General features: G+C 53.6%; 18 protein-coding genes, 1 other RNA gene and 1 riboswitch. Of the genes, 18 read left to right on the top strand and 1 reads right to left on the bottom strand.

Translation table 11 applies throughout. From position 1 onward, the window contains the following. Positions 1 to 4 precede the first annotated feature (4 nt). From plsX to FYJ78_RS02590, 10 genes are all read left to right on the top strand, one after another. Entirely contained in the window at positions 5 to 1,033 is a 1,029-nt protein-coding gene (plsX, locus tag FYJ78_RS02635; protein ID WP_154619844.1) for a phosphate acyltransferase PlsX, read from the top strand. Beyond that, entirely contained in the window at positions 1,014 to 2,018 is a 1,005-nt protein-coding gene (locus tag FYJ78_RS02630; RefSeq protein ID WP_154619842.1) for a beta-ketoacyl-ACP synthase III, read from the top strand. The genes plsX and FYJ78_RS02630 overlap by 20 nt, the downstream gene beginning before the upstream one ends. 5 nt (positions 2,019 to 2,023) lie before the next feature. Continuing rightward, positions 2,024 to 2,971, top strand: coding sequence for an enoyl-[acyl-carrier-protein] reductase FabK (gene fabK / locus FYJ78_RS02625; protein WP_154619840.1), 948 nt, complete (start codon positions 2,024 to 2,026; stop codon positions 2,969 to 2,971). A 53-nt stretch (positions 2,972 to 3,024) separates the two neighbouring features. Then, positions 3,025 to 3,969 (top strand): ACP S-malonyltransferase, encoded by a 945-nt coding sequence (fabD, locus tag FYJ78_RS02620; protein ID WP_328597617.1) that lies wholly within the window; start codon positions 3,025 to 3,027, stop codon positions 3,967 to 3,969. Between the two features lies 1 nt (position 3,970). Further along, complete coding sequence (gene fabG, locus FYJ78_RS02615) at positions 3,971 to 4,714, top strand: 3-oxoacyl-[acyl-carrier-protein] reductase (RefSeq protein WP_154619837.1); 744 nt, start codon at positions 3,971 to 3,973, stop codon at positions 4,712 to 4,714. Positions 4,715 to 4,754: 40 nt separating this feature from the next. Continuing rightward, positions 4,755 to 4,985: an acyl carrier protein gene (locus tag FYJ78_RS02610; protein ID WP_154619835.1), complete on the top strand. Its 231-nt coding sequence runs from the start codon at positions 4,755 to 4,757 to the stop codon at positions 4,983 to 4,985. A gap of 84 nt (positions 4,986 to 5,069) precedes the next feature. Beyond that, positions 5,070 to 6,014, top strand: coding sequence for an NAD(P)H-dependent flavin oxidoreductase (locus FYJ78_RS02605; protein ID WP_154619833.1), 945 nt, complete (start codon positions 5,070 to 5,072; stop codon positions 6,012 to 6,014). A 49-nt stretch (positions 6,015 to 6,063) separates the two neighbouring features. Further along, positions 6,064 to 7,308 (top strand): beta-ketoacyl-ACP synthase II, encoded by a 1,245-nt coding sequence (gene fabF / locus FYJ78_RS02600; protein ID WP_154619832.1) that lies wholly within the window; start codon positions 6,064 to 6,066, stop codon positions 7,306 to 7,308. Between the two features lie 12 nt (positions 7,309 to 7,320). Further along, positions 7,321 to 8,052, top strand: a complete 732-nt coding sequence (rnc, locus tag FYJ78_RS02595; protein WP_154619830.1) for a ribonuclease III — start codon at positions 7,321 to 7,323, stop codon at positions 8,050 to 8,052. Between the two features lie 61 nt (positions 8,053 to 8,113). Further along, complete coding sequence (locus FYJ78_RS02590) at positions 8,114 to 8,920, top strand: MBL fold metallo-hydrolase (protein ID WP_154619829.1); 807 nt, start codon at positions 8,114 to 8,116, stop codon at positions 8,918 to 8,920. A gap of 81 nt (positions 8,921 to 9,001) precedes the next feature. Here the strand turns inward: FYJ78_RS02590 and FYJ78_RS02585 are convergent, their stop codons facing one another. Further along, entirely contained in the window at positions 9,002 to 9,448 is a 447-nt protein-coding gene (locus FYJ78_RS02585) for a MarR family winged helix-turn-helix transcriptional regulator (protein ID WP_154619828.1), read from the bottom strand. Positions 9,449 to 9,752: 304 nt separating this feature from the next. On the opposite strand from FYJ78_RS02585, the gene FYJ78_RS02580 reads away from it, so the two are divergent. The 8 genes from FYJ78_RS02580 to folB all read left to right on the top strand — a co-directional run bounded on the left by FYJ78_RS02580 (position 9,753) and on the right by folB (position 19,727). After that, entirely contained in the window at positions 9,753 to 10,973 is a 1,221-nt protein-coding gene (locus tag FYJ78_RS02580) for an efflux RND transporter periplasmic adaptor subunit (protein WP_235899773.1), read from the top strand. A gap of 12 nt (positions 10,974 to 10,985) precedes the next feature. Further along, positions 10,986 to 14,177, top strand: a complete 3,192-nt coding sequence (locus FYJ78_RS02575) for an efflux RND transporter permease subunit (RefSeq protein ID WP_154619825.1) — start codon at positions 10,986 to 10,988, stop codon at positions 14,175 to 14,177. A gap of 184 nt (positions 14,178 to 14,361) precedes the next feature. Then, positions 14,362 to 15,405, top strand: coding sequence for a recombinase RecA (gene recA, locus FYJ78_RS02570; protein ID WP_154619824.1), 1,044 nt, complete (start codon positions 14,362 to 14,364; stop codon positions 15,403 to 15,405). Positions 15,406 to 15,417: 12 nt separating this feature from the next. After that, entirely contained in the window at positions 15,418 to 15,915 is a 498-nt protein-coding gene (locus FYJ78_RS02565; RefSeq protein ID WP_154619822.1) for a regulatory protein RecX, read from the top strand. Between the two features lie 128 nt (positions 15,916 to 16,043). Next, on the top strand, positions 16,044 to 17,573 hold the full coding sequence (gene guaA / locus FYJ78_RS02560) for a glutamine-hydrolyzing GMP synthase (RefSeq protein ID WP_154619921.1): 1,530 nt from the start codon (positions 16,044 to 16,046) through the stop codon (positions 17,571 to 17,573). A gap of 149 nt (positions 17,574 to 17,722) precedes the next feature. After that, an RNA gene (gene rnpB, locus FYJ78_RS02555) (RNase P RNA component class A) lies at positions 17,723 to 18,081 on the top strand. A gap of 171 nt (positions 18,082 to 18,252) precedes the next feature. Next, a riboswitch (cyclic di-AMP (ydaO/yuaA leader) is annotated at positions 18,253 to 18,401 on the top strand. Positions 18,402 to 18,440: 39 nt separating this feature from the next. Beyond that, a complete protein-coding gene (locus tag FYJ78_RS02550; RefSeq protein ID WP_195847836.1) occupies positions 18,441 to 19,070 on the top strand; it encodes a C40 family peptidase in 630 nt (209 codons plus the stop codon). Between the two features lie 294 nt (positions 19,071 to 19,364). Beyond that, positions 19,365 to 19,727 (top strand): dihydroneopterin aldolase, encoded by a 363-nt coding sequence (folB, locus tag FYJ78_RS02545; RefSeq protein ID WP_154619819.1) that lies wholly within the window; start codon positions 19,365 to 19,367, stop codon positions 19,725 to 19,727. Positions 19,728 to 19,853: the final 126 nt, after the last annotated feature.

Below are 19,853 nucleotides of genomic sequence, written 5' to 3'. Positions count from 1 at the left end.
GCGTATGAAAATTGCAGTGGATGCAATGGGCGGCGATTTCGCACCGGAACAGATTGTGTTCGGCGCCGTGCGCGCCGCCAGAAAATATCATTGTGAGGTCGTGCTGGTCGGTGATGAGCCGCGGATCCGTGAGGTGCTTCGTCGCGAACGGGGCTGGGAAGAGCTGGGAATCCGCATACATCATGCTTCGGAAGTCATCGAGATGGGGGAGCATCCGGCCGACGCCGTGCGGATGAAGAAGGACTCTTCGATTGTTGTGGCTACACGGCTGGTCAAGGAAGGCGAATGCGATGCGGTGCTTTCCGCCGGCAGTACGGGAGCAGCCGTTACGGCAGCGCAGCTGATTCTCAAGCGGATTCGGGGGATCGGCCGACCGACGATTGCTACGCCGATCCCGACCCCGAAAGGGGTTACCATGCTTCTGGATTCTGGGGCCAATGTGGACTCTCGTCCGGTTCATTTGGTTCAGAGCGGGATGATGGGCGCTATTTATGCGGAATATGTATTTGGCATAAAGGCACCGAAAGTAGGCCTTTTGAATATCGGTGAAGAGGAAACGAAGGGAAACGAGCAGGCAAAGGAGACGTATCAGCTGCTCAAGGCCATGCATACGATCAATTTCTGCGGCAATGCCGAAGGGCGCGATATCCCCAAGGGGAATTTTGATGTTGTAATTTGTGATGGATTTGTTGGCAATGTTGTGCTAAAATTTGCAGAGGGACTGGCCAAAACCATCATGAAGCTGATTAAAGAGGCAATCCGGGAGAGTGGTGTTCTGGCGAAGTTGGGTGCTTTCCTGCTCATGCCGGCGTTGAAGAAGCTCGGCAAGCGTCTGGACGTTTCGGAATACGGCGGAGCACCGCTGCTGGGAGTCAATGGTGTCTGCATCATCAGTCATGGGTCATCCAACGCCAAGTCGATCTGCAGTGCTATCGGAGTCGCGAATGATTATGTCAACGGTAATGTTCTCGATCATATCCGCGATGCGCTGGCAAAGGAGGAGATATTGACGAATGACGGAGAAAAAAAATAGTGCCGGAATACTGGGAACGGGCTGGGCAGCGCCGGAGCAGGTGGTGACCAACGCGGATCTGGAACGGATGGTGGACACGAATGATGCCTGGATCGTTGAGCGTACCGGAATTCATCAGCGCCATGTGGCACCGGACGATATGCCGGTTTCGGAACTGGCTTATCGCGCCGCCTGTATGGCTTTGAAGGATGCAAAGGTTGATCCGGCAGATCTGGATCTCATCCTTGTTGCTACGCTGACTTCGGACCGGATTATTCCTTCAACGGCCTGTGTGCTGCAGCATCGTCTTGGCGCTGTGCATGCCGGAGCGTTTGATCTGTCGGCGGCGTGTTCCGGATTTGTCTATGGCTCGGCGATTGCCTGCCAGTTTATTGAAACGGGGATGTACCGCAAGATTCTGGTCATCGGTGCGGAGACGCTTTCCAAGGTCGTGGACTGGACGGACCGCAATACCTGTATCCTGTTCGGCGATGGTGCCGGTGCGGCAGTCTATGGTGCGGTAGAGGACGGGCTGGGTGTGCAGAGCTTTGATCTCGGCAGCGATGGATCCGGCGCGGATTTTCTCGATATTCCCGCCAGCGGCAGCCTGCATCCTGTGACGCATGAGATGCTTGACCAGCGGATGAATTTTATTCACATGGACGGCAAGGCCGTATTCCGCTTCGCGGTCAGGATCATGGGAAAAACCGTGGAAGCTTCCCTGCAAAAAGCTGGTATGGACAAGGGAGAAATCGACTGGATGGTTCCCCATCAGGCGAATATCCGTATTATTCAGGCGGCAGCCAAACGGTTGAACCTGTCGATGGATAGGGTTATCGTCAATATTGGCAATTATGGCAATACGTCAGCTGCGTCCATTCCTGTGGCGCTGGCAGAGGCGGCTCACGCAGGCCGCTTCAAAAAAGGCAATGTGCTGGCTCTGGCCGGCTTTGGTGCAGGCCTGACCTGGGCGTCCTGCATCATGAAATGGGCGAAGGAGGACTAATCTTAATGTTTGAAAACAATGCGATTTGTAAATTATTAAACATAAAGTATCCGATTTTCCAGGGAGGAATGGCTTGGATTGGCACGGCGGAACTGGCTTCTGCTGTTTCCAATGCCGGCGGATTAGGCATCATTGGTGCCGGTCATATGCCGCCTGAAATTCTGCGGAATGAGATTCAGAAATGCAAGGGCTGGACGGATAAGCCGTTTGGCGTTAATATTATGCTCATGAGTCCGTATGTCAGGGAAGTCATGCAGGTCGTACTCGATGAGAAGGTACCGGTTGTGACAACCGGAGCGGGCAATCCCGGTGAGTATGTGCCTGCACTGAAAGAAATCGGCACGAAGGTGATTCCGGTCGTGGCTTCCGTTGCGCTGGCCAGACGTCTGGTCCGCTCGGGAGCGGATGCGGTCATTGCCGAAGGTACGGAATCGGGCGGGCATATCGGAGAAATCACGACCATGGCTCTGCTGCCGCAGGTCGTCGATGCTGTGGACGTCCCTGTCATCGGTGCCGGCGGTATCGCAGATTCCCGCGGTATGGCGGCGGCTTTTGCCCTTGGCGCAAAAGCCGTACAGATGGGCTCCCGCTTTGTGATGAGTGAGGAGTGCATCGCACATCCGGATTATAAGAAAATGATCCTGAAGGCAAAGGATCGTTCTACGGTTGTTACCGGGCGTACGCTTGGACATCCGGCGCGCGTTCTGGCGAATAAGCTTACCCGTAAGTTCCAGGAAATGGAAGCGGCCGGCGCTCCGGCTGAGGAACTGGAGAAACTGGGTGTGGGCAGTCTGCATCGTGCTACGCATGAGGGCGATGTACAGAACGGCTCGGTCATGATTGGCGAAATTTCCGGTATGCTTGATGATATCAAGCCGGTCAGCCAGATCATTGAGGATATGATAAAGGGACTGCCGGGCGTTATCGGTACGATCCGGCAGGACTGCGAATAACGAATCATAGGGTGCTGTAAAGCGGATATTCGGATTTTATGGAGGTAGTTACGGTGAACAAGCTTGCATTTGTATTCCCGGGACAGGGTGCGCAGACCGTCGGTATGGGCAAGGATTTTTGTGCGCAGTATGAAGTGGCGGAGAAGCTTTTTGCGCAGGCTGATGAAGCGCTCGGGTATTCCATCCGACAGATGTGCTTCGAAGGTCCGGAAGAAGATCTCAAGCTGACGGCGAATACGCAGCCGGCCATCTTGACCATGAGCGTGATCGCCAACGAGATTCTCAAGGAACACGGGCTTCAGCCGGATGTGACGGGCGGACATAGTCTGGGCGAATATTCGGCTCTGGTCGCTGCGGATGTTCTGGACTTTCAGGATGCTGTCGCGCTGGTGCATAAGCGCGGCCAGTTCATGCAGGAAGCCGTTCCGGTCGGTCAGGGCGGTATGGCGGCGATCATTGGTCTGGCTGACGAGGTCATCGTCGATGCCTGCGAGAAGGCGACAAAGACGGCCGGCGAGGTTCAGGCCGTAAACTTCAACTGCCCGGGTCAGACGGTTATCGCCGGGACGACGAAGGGCGTGGAGGCTGCGGTTGAGACGCTCAAGGCTGCCGGTGCAAAAAAAGCGGTCATTCTGCCCGTGTCGGCGCCGTTCCATTCTACCCTGATGAAGCCGGCTGCAGAAAAACTGGCGGCAGAGCTTGACAAGGTGCAGATTCGCGACGCGAAGATTCCGGTCGTTTCGAACTTTACGGGCGAACTGGAAACGAAAGCGGATGAGATCAAAGCAAATCTCGTCGCTCAGGCAGATCATCCCGTGAAATGGATCGCCTGTGTCAACACGATGAGTGCCTTTGGGGCCGATACGTTTGTCGAGGCAGGCCCCGGGAAAACACTCTGCGGGTTTAACCGCCGCATTGATAAATCCCTCAAGAGCATGAACGTAGAAAATCTTGAGACTTTGCAAAAAACGCTTGACTATTTCAAGGAGGTCCGCTAATATGCTTTTAGATGGAAAGGTTGCTTTGGTGACCGGCGCTTCCCGCGGCATTGGCCGTGCGATTGCTCTTCGGCTGGCCGAAGAGGGAGCCAAAGTGGCCATCAATTATGCGGGCAATACGGCCAGAGCGGAAGAAGTCCGGAAGGAGATTGAAAGCAGGGGCGGCGAAGCGCTTCTGGTTCAGGCTGACATATCGGACAGCAAGGCGGTCGAGACGATGGTTTCTCAGGTCGCAGAACGATTCGGCCAGATCGATATTCTCGTCAACAATGCGGGAATCACGCGGGATGGCCTGCTCATGCGCATGAAGGAAGAAGACTTTGACGCGGTGATCGATACCAATCTTCGCGGTGTGTTCTATTGCACGAAAGCGGTTTCCAAGCTTATGATGAAAAAGCGCAGCGGCCGTATCGTGAATATGGCTTCAGTAGTTGGACTTACCGGCAATGCCGGTCAGACCAACTACGCAGCTGCCAAGGCCGGTGTGGTCGGCTTTTCCAAGTCGGCAGCCCGGGAACTTGCTTCCCGCGGAATTACGGTCAATGCGGTTGCGCCCGGTTTCATTGATACGGATATGACTGCAGCCATGACGGACAAGGCCAGAGAAGCTACGCTGGCGAACATTCCGCTCAAGCGTATGGGGCGTCCGGAGGACGTTGCCAACGCGGTGCTTTTCCTGGTTTCGGATCAAGCGGCTTATATCACGGGGCAGGTCGTCAATGTAGACGGCGGCATGGTTATGTGATATAACTATATAGGGATATCATTTTAAGGAGGTGAACTTCATGTCGACTTTTGAAAAAGTAAGAGATATCGTTGTTGAGCAGTTGGGCGTTGAGGCTGACGAGGTTGCACTCGAGTCTACCTTCATCGATGATTTAGGAGCTGACTCCCTGGATATCGTTGAGCTGATCATGGCTTTTGAAGAGGAATTCAATATCGAGATTCCGGACGAAGCTGCTGAGAAGATCAAGAGCGTTCAGGACGTAGTTACCTACATAGACCAGAACAAATAAGTTTGAGCGTCTTACCTGTTTGAAAATCCCGTGAAACTTGTTTCGCGGGATTTTCTCAAGGTAGGATTGATTGGAGGAGTGACATTGAAACTTCCAGAGCTGAAAATTGGCAATAAGATCGCAAGGATCCCTATACAGCAGGGTGGCATGGCGATTCGGTTGTCAACGGCCCGTCTGGCGGCAGCTGTAGCGAACGAGGGCGGTATCGGCCTCATTGCCGCATCTGGTATGAGCCATGACGAACTGCGCTATGAAATCCGGCTCGCACGTTCGCTTACGTCTGGTATCATCGGCATCAACATCATGGTAGCAGCCAGGGATTTTGCTGGCATCGTCAGGACTGCGATCGACGAAGGGATCGACCTGGTGGTGGCCGGAGCTGGTTTCTCCCGTGACATGTTCGGACTCGGCAAGGAATCCGGAACCCCAATTGTTCCGATTGTTTCTTCCGTTAAATTAGCTAAAATTTCAGAGCGTCTTGGCGCAGCAGCTATCGTCCTTGAAGGGAAAGAGGCTGGCGGACATCTCGGCACGAGCACGTCGGTGCGTGATCTCGTTGCCGATGTCAGCGCGGCAGTCAGCGTCCCGGTCATTGCAGCCGGCGGCGTACTGCATGGCCAGGACATCGTTGATATGATAAAGATGGGCGCTGCGGGCGTCCAGATGGGATCCCGTTTTGCTGCTTGTGTGGAATCCAATGCAGCGCCGGCCCTCAAGGACTATTATCTGAAATCCAAACCGGAGGATATCGTCATTATTCACAGTCCAGTCGGACTTCCCGGCCGGGCCGTGCGGACGCCGTTTTCGGCCAGAGTCATGGAAGGGCCGGTACCGCCTAAGCAGTGCGATGCTTGCCTGAAAGCCTGCAAGCATAATTTCTGCATCATCCGCGCGCTCACACGGGCACAGCAGGGGGATGTCGAGACGGGACTGGTGTTCACCGGTGAATATATGCCGCAGATTGATAAGATACTGACCGTTCATGAGATTTTTGAGCAGCTCAAGGCTGAGGCAGAGGCTGCGGAATGATCGGGTGTGAAACGCCTGAGAAGAGTAGCACAGGAGAGGAGTCATTCATTTGAGTAATCGCGTTGTAATTACCGGTATCGGGGCCATTACCCCGATCGGTACAGGCAAAGAAGAATTTTGGAAGGGCCTGATGGAAGGCCGCAACGGGATCGATAAGATCACGCGGTTTGATGCGTCAGAGTATCATTCGCAAATTGCCGGAGAAGTAAAGGATTTTGATCCGGCCGATTACATTGATAAGAAAGAATCGAAGCGCATGGATCGCTATACGCAGTTTGCCGTAGCTGCTGCCGGTATGGCGATTAAAGATGCCGGTCTGGATTTGGAAAAAGAGAATCTTGACCGCGTCGGTACGTTTGTCGGCGCCGGCATTGGGGGCATTGAGACGATGCACGCACAGTATGAAAAACTGTTCGACAAGGGTCCGGCCCGCATCAGCCCGTTCTTCATCCCGATGATGATTGCCAATATGGCTGCCGGTCAGGTTGCCATCAACTATAAGCTGCATGGTCCGTCCAGCTGTGTTGTTACAGCCTGTGCGACGGGGTCGAACTGCATTGGCGATGCCTTCCGTGTGATTCAGCGCGGCGATGCCGATGTCATGGTTGCAGGCGGAACGGAGGCTTCTATTTCGCAGGCGGCCGTAGCCGGATTCTGCGCGATGAAAGCGCTCTGCATGGATCATAATGATGATCCGAAACATGCTTCCCGTCCCTTTGATAAGGCACGCAGTGGCTTTGTCATGGGCGAGGGAGCCGGCCTGGTGATTCTGGAGAGTCTGGATCATGCCAAAGCGCGCGGCGCACACATTTATGCCGAGCTGGTCGGCTACGGTGCCAATTCGGATGCCTATCACATCACGAGCCCGGCTCCGCATGGCGAGTATCAGGCGAAGTGCATGCAGCTGGCTTTGGACGATGCCGGCATGAAGGCTTCGGATGTGGATTATGTCAACGCACATGGCACGTCCACCCATCTGAATGATCAGGGAGAAACCGAGGCCATCAAGACGGTCTGGGGCGATGCGGCAAAGGACGTATCGGTTTCTTCCATTAAATCCATGACGGGACACCTGCTCGGCGCAGCTGGTGGTGTAGAGTGCATTGCTACGGCACTGGCAGTGGAAAACGACATGCTGCCGCCGACGATCAATTACGAAACCCCGGATGAAGGACTGGATCTTGACTATGTACCGAACAAGGCGAAGGCCAAGACAGTTCGTGCCGCCATGTCCAATTCGTTCGGCTTCGGCGGACATAATGCCTGCCTGCTGCTGAAAAAGTACGCGGAGTGACGGAGGCTGGCGATGCAGAACATTCTCTCGGAAAAACGGAAGCAGGAGCTTCTTCATTTGGCAGCTGACCTCGGTGTGGAGTTTCGGGACCTTTCCCTGCTCCAGCAGGCGCTGACCCATACTTCCTATGCGAATGAATCCAAAGTAAGCATCGTCCATAATGAGCGCCTTGAGTTTCTGGGGGATGCGGTTCTGGAACTCGCGTCCAGTACGTATCTCTTTAAACGGTTTCCCAAGATGCCGGAAGGGCAGTTGACAAAAACCAGAGCGGGGATTGTCTGCTCTGCGACACTGGCCAGACTGGCCGCGAATCTTCATCTCGGTGAATATCTTTTGCTTGGACACGGAGAGGAGCTTGGTGGCGGACGAACCCGGCAGACGAATTTGGAAGATACCTTCGAAGCGGTTATCGGTGCAGTATATCTGGATCAGGGATGGGACACTGCCCGCGATTATGTTCTGCGTCAGCTGGAACCGGAATTTTCCCGCATTTCGCATGGAGAGGCTTTGAAGGATTATAAAACGATTCTTCAGGAAAGGGTTTATCAGCGGGAAGGACAGAACATTGCCTATGAGCTTTTAGCTGAAAATGGCCCCGATCACGACAAGACCTTTGTTTTTCAGGTACGCATTACCGGCAAGGTCATGGGACGGGGAACCGGACACAGCAAAAAAGAAGCAGAGCAGCAGGCAGCCCGCATGGCGCTGGAAAAGATGACAGAAAAAGGACAAGGTGCCGGCTGATGCCGCGCCTTGTTTTTTTATCTGCAATATATGGGTGATTCAACGAAAAGGAGAGACAGCGATGCGAAAAATGACGATTCTTGGCACGGGCTTTGCCATGGCGACCCGATGCTTTAATACGTGCTTCTTTTTGGAACTGGAAGACGGCAGCTTCTTTTTGACGGATGCCGGCGGCGGCAATGGAATCCTGCGCCAGCTGGAACAGACGGACTTCCGCTGGGAAGACTGTCATCACATGTTCGTTACGCACGGACATACCGATCATGTTCTTGGCGCGATATGGGTGATTCGGAAGATTGCGGATCAGATGAATAAGGGAAAGTATGACGGTGTGTTTCATATTTATTGCCATGATGTCGTCCGTGACATGCTGCTTGCCATGACGCGCATGACATTGAAGAAGAAGGATTTTGCACATGTCGGTCAGGATATTCTGCTCCACGAACTGAAAGACGGGGAATGTGCGGATCTCCCGCAGTTCCGCCTTACCGCCTTTGATATCCGGTCCACGAAAGCCAAACAATTCGGATATCTGCTGGAATTTGACGACGGTACGCGGTTTACATGCCTTGGCGATGAACCGTTCAATGAACGCAACCGCCCGTATGCCGAGAACGCGGACTGGCTGCTGGCGGAGGCATTCTGCCGCTATGAGGACCGGGAGATATTCCATCCTTATGAAAAAAATCACAGCACAGTCCGGGAGGCCAGCGAACTGGCAGAGCAGCTCGGTGTAAAAAATTTGGTCCTGTATCATACGGAAGACCGTCATTTGGCTGCCCGAAAAAGGGAGTATACGAATGAGGCCAGACAGTATTATCATGGAACGGTTTATGTGCCGGACGATCTGGAAAGCATTGCCTTTTAAACAGCCATATATACGAAAAAGGGATGCAGCGGAATGATGGTTCATTCTGCTGCATCCCTTTTGATCTGCGCGGCCAGTCTGTCAGAGAAACATTTTCCTGACCAGCCGGTTATAGGTATAGGTAGCCTGCGCCAGTTGTCCGATTTCCTCTGGAGACAAACGGGAGATGCGTTCATGGAACATAAGATGGACGGTTTCTTTCTGCTGGTCCAGAATGGCCATGCCTGCGTCGGTAATGGTGATAACGGTGCGCCGGCGGTCATTGATGTCCGGGTGACGCTGCGCCAGACCTGATTTGACCAGCTTGTCGATAATCGTGGTCATTTGCTGCTTGGAAATATTCAATGTACGGCTGATCTCGGAAATGGAAGCGGAGGGATCATTGATCAGCGCCATCAACACGACGAACTGGTTAACCGGAATAGGAACCTGAGTCTGACGATAGAAGTTGTTGCGAACCAACAGATATGTTTCGATAAAGGTTTCAACAAATGCGCGGGATGCTTCCTGCGCAGGCGAATCTTTCATGGATAGTCTGACTCCTTTTTCAAAATTAAAGTCGTGTTAAATCGTATCGGATTTTACCGGTCTCAGCCGTGAGTTCTTGACTTTTGTTCAAATATAATATACTATATAATCCATCAATAGTAAACATTTATTTACTATTTTATCCGATGCTAAGAGTCGCTGAGGTTCCCGCCTTTTCAGGCGGGGGACAAGCGCCTTTAAAGCCTTTTATGCGGAAGTATCCTTCCGTAGCGGAATGGGAAGAGAATGTCTGCGGGCAGGGACGGACTATGGCTCTGTCCGCTTGTCAAAGGAGGTTATCTATTTGTTTTTTTCGAAAAACAAGAAGACGAGAGCACTGCTGATCGGCATTTCCTTGGCTGTTTCAGCCAGCTTTGTCGTTGCGGGCTGTGGGAATAAACAGCAGGCTCAGCAGCAGGGCGTTCAGGTCAAGGCGATGCAGGTACTGCAGCAGGATGCGCCTCTGACGAGCGAGTTTGCCGGCCAGATTGTGGGCAAGGATGAGGTTAAGGTCCAATCCAAGGTTTCCGGCAATATTGTGGAAAAATATGTAAAGGGCGGCGAGTATGTACAGGCCGGCCAGCCGCTCTATAAAATCGATTCCCGCCAGTATGAGTCGGCCGTTCTTCAGGCTCAGGCGAATTTAGCGCAGTCTGAGGCTACGCTGAGCAATGCGGAAACGGATTTGTCCCGTTATCAGCAGCTGCTGAATTCACAGGCCATTGCCGAGCAGACGGTTGCTACGCAGCAGGCGAATGTGAATGCGTACGGTGCGGCTGCGGCGGCGAATGAAGCGCTGCTTCATAAGGCCCAGCAGGATCTGGATGATACGTTGATCTGTGCGCCTTTGAGCGGCCAGCTTGGCGTGGATGATGTGGCAGTCGGCACGTTTGCCGCCGCCGGCAATACCAGTCTGGTCACGATCGGTTCATCCAATCCGGTCTATGCGCAGTTCAGCATATCCGAAGCGGAGTTCCTGAAGTTCAAAAAGATTCAGCAGATGCAGAGCGGTTCGTCGGACAGTGCCATCCATGCAAGTCTTCGCTTGTCGGACGGCACGATCTATCCGCTGGACGGAAAAATCGTACAGACTGACCGTGCGCTGGCGCAGAATACCGGTACTTTGACGATAAAGGCATTGTTCCAGAACCCGAACGGCCTGCTTCTTCCGGGGATGTTCGCCCGCGTCCGCCTGACCGGCGAGACGGTGCCGAATGCGATTCTTGTCCCGCAGCGTGCCATTCAGCAGGTGCTCGATAAAACCTTTGTGATGGTTGTTGGCAGCGATGGAAAATCGGAGGCGCGCACTGTTGTGCTGGGACCGCAGGTCGGCAGCTATTATATTGTAAAAAGCGGTCTTTCCGCCAGTGATACGGTTATTGTGGAAGGACTTTCCAGCCTGACGGAAGGAAAGGATCTTCATGTCACGATGGTCACGCCGGAAGAGATGGGCTTCTCGTTTGATGAAGATACGACGCCGTTTGACACGATGACTTCTTCGGATGCGAACAGCGGGAACAATTAAGGAGGCGGCATTTTGTCTAAATTCTTTATTCACCGCCCGATCTTCGCGATTGTCATCTCACTGATTATCGTTATTGCGGGTTCTATCGCGGCGACGCAGCTGCCGATTGCGCAGTATCCGCAGATCTCGCCGCCGACCGTCAGTGTCAGCACCAACTATACCGGTGCCAGTGCTGCTGTCGTGAATCAGACGGTGGCACAGATCATTGAGGATCAGGTCAATGGTACGCAGGGCATGGATTACATGTCATCGAGCTCCGATGATACGGGGCGTTACAGCCTGTCTGTCACGTTTAATGTCGGTACGGACGGCGATATGGACTCGGTCAAGGTACAGAACAATGTTGCTTCGGCGACGAGCCAGCTGCCTTCCGAGGTACAGCAGGTCGGTGTTACGACAAAAAAATCGACGAATGATATGGCATACATGATGTCCTTTTATTCGCCGGATGGCACGTATGACCGTGCCTTTATGAAAAACTACGCGACGATTTATCTTTTGGATAAACTAAAGCGTATCGATGGAGTTGGTGACGTCCAGGTTTTCGGCTCCGATTACGCGATGCGTGTCTGGCTCAATCCGGACAAACTGGCCGAGCTTAAACTGACGGTGGCTGACGTTTCGGCCGCGATCAAGGAGCAGAATGTTCAGGCACCGGCCGGTACGGTCGGTGCGATGCCGGTCAACAACGGTCAGGAAAAACAGATGTCTGGCAAGATCGAAGGACGCCTGACGACGCCGGAGGAATTCGGCAATGTCATCATCAAGTCGAATGGCGACGGCCAGTTTGTACGCCTCAAGGATGTCGCTAAAATCGAGACAGGAGCGCAGTCGGAGAGTATTATTTCCAAATATAACGGATATCCGGCGGTCGGCTTCGGCGTCAAGCTTACGAGCGATGCGAATGCAATGAAGACGATCAGCGAAGTTCGTAAGGTTTTTGATGAGGCAAAAAACACGTTGCCTCCGGGCATGCAGATGTCGACAATCTTCGATTCGACCGATTATATCAGCACGTCGATTGAAGAGGTGCTGATGACCTTTGTGGAAGCGCTGCTGCTGGTTGTCCTTGTTATTTTCATCTTCTTGCAGAACTGGCGCGCGACGATCATTCCGCTGCTTGCTGTCCCGGTTTCCCTGATCGGTACGCTCGGCGCATTTATCGTACTTGACTTTACGATCAATACCCTGACGCTCTTTGCAATGGTCCTTGCGATCGGCCTCGTTGTCGATGATGCGATCGTCGTTATTGAGAACGTTGAGAAGCATATGGAAGAGGGCCTGACTCCGATCGATGCGACGGAGCGCGCGATGGACGAAGTTCAGGGGCCGGTTGTGGCCATCGCTGTTGTCCTGTCGGCTGTATTCGTCCCAGTTGCTTTCCTCGGCGGTATGACGGGTGTCCTTTATAAGCAGTTCGCGCTGACCATTGCCGTATCGGTCTGCCTTTCGGCCTTCGTGGCCCTGACGCTGACGCCGGCGCTCTGCGCTAAGATGCTCAAGCGTCATACCGAGAAGGATGATGAAGGCCTGCTGGGCCGGTTCTTTGGCCGGTTCAACGATTGGTTTGAGCGTACGAAACGCGGCTATGTCGGCGTTGTTGCAACGTTTATCCGTCATTCGCGCCTGGCGCTTATTTTCCTGCTGATCGTATCGGGCTGTGCCGGAATCATCTACAAGAACCTGCCGTCTACCTTTGTTCCGTCGGAGGATCAGGGGTATTGGTTTGCGGCAGTTGAGATGCCGGACGGCACTTCGGCCAATCGTACGCAGGCAGTAGTGGATAAGCTGAATACGGCGTTTATGAATAACATCAAAGGGCTCGACGGAACGATGGCTATTACAGGTTTTTCGCCGCTTTCCGGCGGCGCCTCGTCAAGCGCCGGCATGATCGTTGTCGGTATGAAGGACTGGTCTCAGCGTGAGGATGCTGACGCATCGGTCAGCGCTGCAGTGCGCACGGCCTTTGGCATTGGTGCGAAGGTGGCGCCGGAAGCAACGGTCATTGCCATGAACCCGCCGGCCCTGCCGGGCCTCGGAATGACGGGCGGCTGGACGCTTCAGCTGCAGGATATGACGGGTCATACGGAAGCAGAGCTTAACGATATTACGAAGAAGATTGTCTCTGAGGCCAATCAGCGCCCGGAGCTTGCCGGTGTGCGTTCGACCTATTCGGTTGGATCGCCGATCGTTCAGTATGAAGTAGACCGCGAGAAAGTCAAAAATCTCGGCATTGCGCTTTCCGATGTATTCACGGCGATGCAGGTCAACTACGGCGGTTATCAGGTCAATGATTTCAACCGCTTCGGCCGCAGCTACAAGGTCATGATGCAGGCGGACAATGACTACCGCACCTCGGCCGATTCGATGAAGTTCATCTTCGTCCGGTCGAGTTCCGGGACGATGGTGCCGCTCGATACCCTGCTGAAGCCGAAGTTCACTTCCGGCCCGTCGACGATTTCCCGCTTCAATGGCACACGGTCCATTCAGATCACGGGGCAGACCGGCAACGGATATTCTTCCGGACAGGCTATGAATGCCATCAAGGAAGTCGTTCAGCAGAACGCGGGAACCGGATTCAACATTGAATGGTCCGGCCAGAGCCGCGAGGAAGCCAAAGCGTCCAGTTCGACGCTGCAGGTTCTTGTGCTGTCCCTTGTTTTTGTATTCCTTTGCCTGGCGGCTCTTTATGAAAGCTGGAGCGTACCGTTTGCGGTTCTTTTGACCGTGCCGACTGGTATCTTCGGCGCGCTGGTTTCGGAATACGGGCTGTCTATCCTTGAGGCGATGTTCGGGCATCAGAATGCAGGACTGCAGGACAGTGTCTATATGCAGATCGGCATCATTGCGATCATCGGTCTGGCGGCGAAAAATGCCATCCTGATCGTTGAATTCGCCAAAGTCCGTGTTGACCGCGGCATGGAGCCGGTCAAGGCGGCGATTGAGGCAGCAGGCCTTCGTCTGCGCCCGATTCTCATGACCTCGTTTGCGTTCATTATCGGCTGTATTCCTCTGGCTGTTGCCACGGGGGCCGGTGCTGCGGCGCGTAACGGCATGGGTGTCGCCGTTGTCGGCGGTATGCTCTTTGCGACGGCAATGGGTATCTTCCTGATACCGGTATTCTTTGTCGCGATGGAGTGGATTGCCGCCAAACTCGGCCTGTTCAAGCAGCAGAAGAAGAAAACTACTGCAGATTATATGTAAGATATCGTTTCGAATTCCCTGCCGGGGAAGAGCCGTTTCAGACGGCGGAGAAAACGGCATGTTTTCTCATTCTTCCGCCCGGCGGGGAATTTTTTTCCGGCGCAAATAGCGCTTGCGTAAAGAACAATTGTTTTATATAATGAGATAGAATGATATCGCAGCAGCGAAAGGAGCGGATACGAGCATGGCAACGGATAAGAAAGAAGCACTGGCCAACGCGCTGAAACAGATCGAAAAGGATTTCGGCAAGGGGTCGATCATGCGTCTTGGTGACGCCAAAGCGAACATGAATGTGGAGGTCATTTCGACGGGAATTCTCCCCCTCGATATTGCCCTGGGCGTGGGCGGGGTGCCGCGCGGCCGTATTATTGAGGTTTACGGTCCGGAATCCTCCGGTAAGACGACGGTGGCGCTTCACATGATTGCAGAAGCGCAGAAAGCTGGCGGAATTGCCGCGTTCATTGATGCAGAGCATGCGCTGGATCCGGTTTATGCGCAGAAACTTGGCGTAGATATCGACGATCTGTTGATTTCACAGCCGGATACCGGCGAGCAGGCTTTGGATATCGTCGAAGCCTTGGTGCGCAGCGGAGCCATCGACATCATCGTTGTCGACTCGGTCGCTGCGCTGGTGCCAAAGGCGGAGATCGAGGGGGAGATGGGCGACAGCCATGTCGGCCTCCATGCCCGCCTGATGAGTCAGGCCATGCGCAAACTGACAGGAATTATCAGCAAGTCACGAACGGTGGCGATTTTCATCAATCAGATTCGTGAAAAGGTCGGCGTCATGTTTGGCAATCCGGAGACGACTACAGGCGGGCGCGCACTGAAATTTTACGCGTCGGTCCGCATGGATGTCCGCAAGATCGATAAGATCACGCAGGGGCAGGACGTCATCGGCAATCGTACACGGATCAAGGTGGTCAAAAACAAGGTGGCTCCACCGTTTAAAACGGCGGAGTTTGACATCATGTACGGAGAAGGGGTATCCAAACTGTCCAGCATTATCGATATGGGCGTCCAACTCGACATTGTCGATAAAAGCGGCGCATGGTTCTCGTATGAAGGTACGCGCCTTGGACAGGGAAAGGAGAATGCCAAGCAGTCCCTGAAAGAACAGCCGGAGCTTTGTGCGGAAATCGAAGCCAAAATTCGCGCCAGCCTGATTGACGCAGGAGAGACGGCAGAGGAAGATGCCGTACCGGCTCCGGCGGAGAGCGGGGAGTAATTCATGCGCCGGATGAAGTATGAAAGGGAAGAGGGAAACGATACTGCTTCCCCAAAAAAACGCTCAAAGAAAACGGCACTGATGGCGGCGGTGGATATTCTGGCCCGGCAGGAACAGAGTGAAAAAAAGCTCCGGGAAAAGCTGGCGCGCAAAGGATATGAGGATGGTGAGATTCAGCGGGCCGTAGATCGGCTGGTAGAAATGCACTATTTAAATGATGCGGAAGCGTGCGCCCGTCAGTTTGCGTTCTTGTATGAAGAAAGCCGGAGCTCCGTCCGCCAGATCTGCGTCAAGCTCATGCAGCGCGGATTCGATTCAGGCTTGGTCCGGGACTGCATTCCCCCGGATTCCTTTGAGCGGGAAACGCAGGCGGCCCTGCGTGTTTTATCTCTGCGATTCAAGCCTTCTGCCGACCAGCAGAAGATGAAGGCCAACCTTTATTCCAAAGGCTTTGATTCTTCTGTGATTCGCGCCGCCGTGGACGCGTTCGCCGCTTCCCCTGAACACTGATCCCTTCAGCCTGCCCGGAACCCGGGCAGGCTTTTACAATGCGAAGGGTTATGTTATAATTGGTTCAAAGCTTTATTGTGAACTGTTACTCGGGGAGGAAGAAAAATTTGAGCAAGCCGGCAAATGAAATGATTCTGGTTTTGGATTTTGGCGGTCAGTATAATCAGCTGATTGCCCGTCGTGTTCGTGAGAACCATGTTTACTGCGAAGTGCATCCGCATACGATGAGCCTTGACCGCATCCGGGAAATGGCGCCGAAGGGCATTATCCTGACTGGTGGACCGAACAGCGTCTATCAGGCGGACTCTGCCAGCTGCAGTCCGGAGCTTTTCCGGCTGGGCATTCCTGTACTTGGCATCTGCTATGGCTCGCAGCTTATGGCATATCTCCTCGGCGGCCGGGTGGAGACGGCGCCGACCAGCGAGTATGGCAAGACGGAGGTCACGCTTCGTTCCGGGCGGTCGAAACTGTTTGCCGGAGTAGATACCAAAACGATTTGCTGGATGAGTCATACGGACTATATCGCTGCAGCGCCGGATGGATTTCAGATCACAGCCGATACCCCGGTCTGCCCGGTCGCAGCGATGGAAAACGAAGCAGAGAACCTCTATGCCGTGCAGTTCCATCCGGAAGTCATGCATACGGTACAGGGCAAGGTCATGCTGAAAAATTTTGTCTATGCGATATGCGGCTGTGCCGGCGATTGGAAGATGGATTCCTTTGTCAGGCGGACCATCTGCGAACTGCGGGAAAAAATCGGCAATGGACGGGCGCTTTGTGCGCTTTCGGGCGGCGTAGATTCATCCGTCGCGGCCGTGCTGCTCTCGAAAGCAATCGGCAGTCAGCTGACCTGTGTGTTCGTCGATCATGGCCTGCTGCGCAAGGATGAGGGCGATCAGGTGGAAGCCGTATTTGGACCGAATGGACCGTACGACGTTCATTTTGTCCGCGTGAATGCAAAGGATCGCTTCTATCAGAAGCTGGCTGGCGTAACAGACCCGGAACAAAAGCGAAAAATTATCGGCGAGGAGTTCATTCGCGTCTTTGAGGAAGAAGCGAAAAAGATCGGCGCGGTCGATTATCTCGTGCAGGGAACGATTTATCCGGATGTGATCGAAAGCGGTCTCGGTAAATCCGCCGTCATCAAGAGTCACCATAATGTCGGCGGACTGCCGGATTATGTGGATTTCAAGGAGATCGTCGAACCGTTGCGCCTGCTGTTCAAGGATGAGGTGCGCACCGCCGGGCGTGAACTCGGAATCCCCGACTATCTCGTCAACCGGCAGCCGTTCCCCGGGCCTGGCCTTGGCATCCGTATTATCGGCGAGGTCACGGAAGAGAAGGTACGGATTGTGCAGGAAGCGGATGCCATTTATCGTGAAGAAGTCGCGAAGGCCGGCGTTGAGGGGCTTGGCCAGTATTTTGCTGCGCTGACCAATATGCGCAGTGTCGGCGTCATGGGAGACGGACGCACCTATGATTACGCCATCGCCCTGCGCGCCGTTATGACGAGCGACTTCATGACCGCCGAGAGCGCACAGCTTCCCTGGGAGGTCCTGCAGAAGACGACAAGCCGTATCGTCAACGAGGTCAGAGGCGTCAACCGCGTGCTTTACGACTGCACCGGCAAGCCGCCTGCAACGATCGAGTTTGAATAAAATGAAACCTGGCCAGGGGGCGCTTTAACACCCGTTGGCATCGGGGAAATCATCAGGTACCAAAACCGGCAGACGCGGGCATCGCCTGCCGGTTTTGGTACCTGATTTGACAAAGTACTGCTAAAGTGCTATAATCACATGCGTTGATATAAGTTGTCAAGACAATCGCGGCTGCTCCTATGAGGGCAGATGAGGAAAGTCCGGGCTCCGCAGGGCAGTGTGCTGGATAACGTCCAGCGAGGGTGACCTTAGGGAAAGTGCCATAGAGATTCAGACCGCCTGACTTGTCAGGTAAGGGTGGAAAGGTGCGGTAAGAGCGCACCAGCAGTCAGGTGACTGGCTGGCTTCGGTAAACCCCACACGGAGCAAGACCAAATAGGGAAGGGATGATGCGGCCCGCGGAACCTTCCGGGTTGAGTCGCTTGAGCCGGCAGGCAACTGCCGCGCCTAGATAAATGATTGTCACCGCGTGTGCGGTACAGAACTCGGCTTACTGATTGCTTATAGCAACGCAAGGGAAATATCGCGGCTGTCAGCTTTGACAGCCCATTTTCATTTCCGGATGGTTTCTGAAATAAATCTGAAAGAATAAAAAGAATATACAGAAATAGAAAAAGACAATAGAAAAGAAAAGGCAGTAATACGACGACTCATGTCGTATTAAATAAATTGGGTTTTATATAAGGATAAGCCGAATCCAGCCCAGGAGCGGGGGAACCAGTTTTTTGGGGCGAACCTCAGGCTCACGATGTTTCGTGAAATTGAAGCGGGTGGTCTTCTCTACCCGAGCCCGGCAGCTAACCTCGTAGGCGACAAGAGAGAGGAGTGGCTTTTTTGAGTAAAGCAAAGCGTGTGTTTGCGCTGTCCATGATCCTTATGTGCTGGTTTTCTGTATGTGGTGCTTCGGCATTCCGTGTAGGCGATCAGGGCACGGACGTAGCGGAGATACAAGGACAACTGGTCCGTCTCGGCTACGATGTATCGGCTGATGGTGAGTTTGGTCCCGCTACGGCTGAGGCAGTGAAAGCATTCCAGACGTCCAAGGGAATGAATGCGGATGGTCAGGTCGGAGATTCGACCTATACGGCTCTGCTGGGCAAGTCCATGCCCGCTGTGTCGCATGGCTCCAATTACATCAACCGCACGGTCATTTCCGAGTCTATGCAGTACCTTGGAGTGCCATATGTGTTCGGCGGTACGACGCCGAATGGCTTCGACTGCTCCGGGTATGTTCAGTATGTGTTCGCTCATGCTGGCGTCTATCTGCCGCGTACGGCAGATGTTCAGTATGAGTGCGGCACGCCGGTATCCTCCGGCGAACTCATGCCGGGCGATCTGGTGTTTTTCACGACGTATGCGCCGGGGGCTTCCCATGTAGGGATCTATCTGGGAGACCGCCAGTTCATCAACGCATCATCCAGCCGCGGCGTCAGTGTGGCATCGCTGGACAGCTCCTATTGGGGCTCCTGCTACATTGGCGCGCGCCGCGTGATGTAAAACCGGTGCTCTTTTTGGGAGAGGCAGCTGCCTCTCCGCTTTTTTCTTATACAGAGGAAAGACGGAATGGTTATGTAATCAGGTTTTGGGAGGAATCATGGGTGATTTGTTTCTGCTGCTTTTGGTTGTCCTCATGATGACCTATACGTTCTGGGATGAATGGTTTACGGACTGACTCAGAAATATTCGATGCGATCCAGCAGGATTTTTCTGTCTGTCCACGAAATACATAAGCGATGGGCTGCATGGTATGCGGCATTGGAATAGGGACTTATGTAGTGAGGAGTGACCGGAATGGCAAAAGTAAGGATTTTAAACATGATGTTCTATGGGTTTCATGGCGTTTATGAATACGAACGCGAACAGGGACAGAAGTTTTATATCGACGTGGAAATCGAGACAGAAAATGATAAGGTGGCGGAGACGGATGATGTGAAGGATGGAGTGGATCCGGCAGCGATCTATGATATCGTCAAGGACGTGACCGAGAATAAGCGGTTCCAGATGCTCGGGACGCTGGCCGCACATATCGGGGACAGTCTTTTGGATAAATATTCGCATTTCCGGGCTGTTACGACGCGGATACGGAAACCGTCTGTTCCGATATCCGGTCCGATCGATTATGTGGAAGCGGAAATGACTCGTACGCGGGCGTAATAGTATTTTCAGGTCATCAGCCGGAGTTGCAGCTGATGGCCTTTTTGCTGAAAGGATGCCGATACACCGCCGTAAAATTTTTCTGAAAATCCAGTGGAAAGTGTTGCATTTGGCTGAAAAGTTCGC

The organism is Wylensekiella montiformis (genome assembly GCF_009697385.1).
GTDB classification, from domain to species: Bacteria; Bacillota; Negativicutes; order Selenomonadales; family Selenomonadaceae; genus Selenomonas_A; species Selenomonas_A montiformis.
Note: the sequence above shows the minus strand (reverse complement) of the source record. Positions and strands in the feature narration are given on the sequence as shown.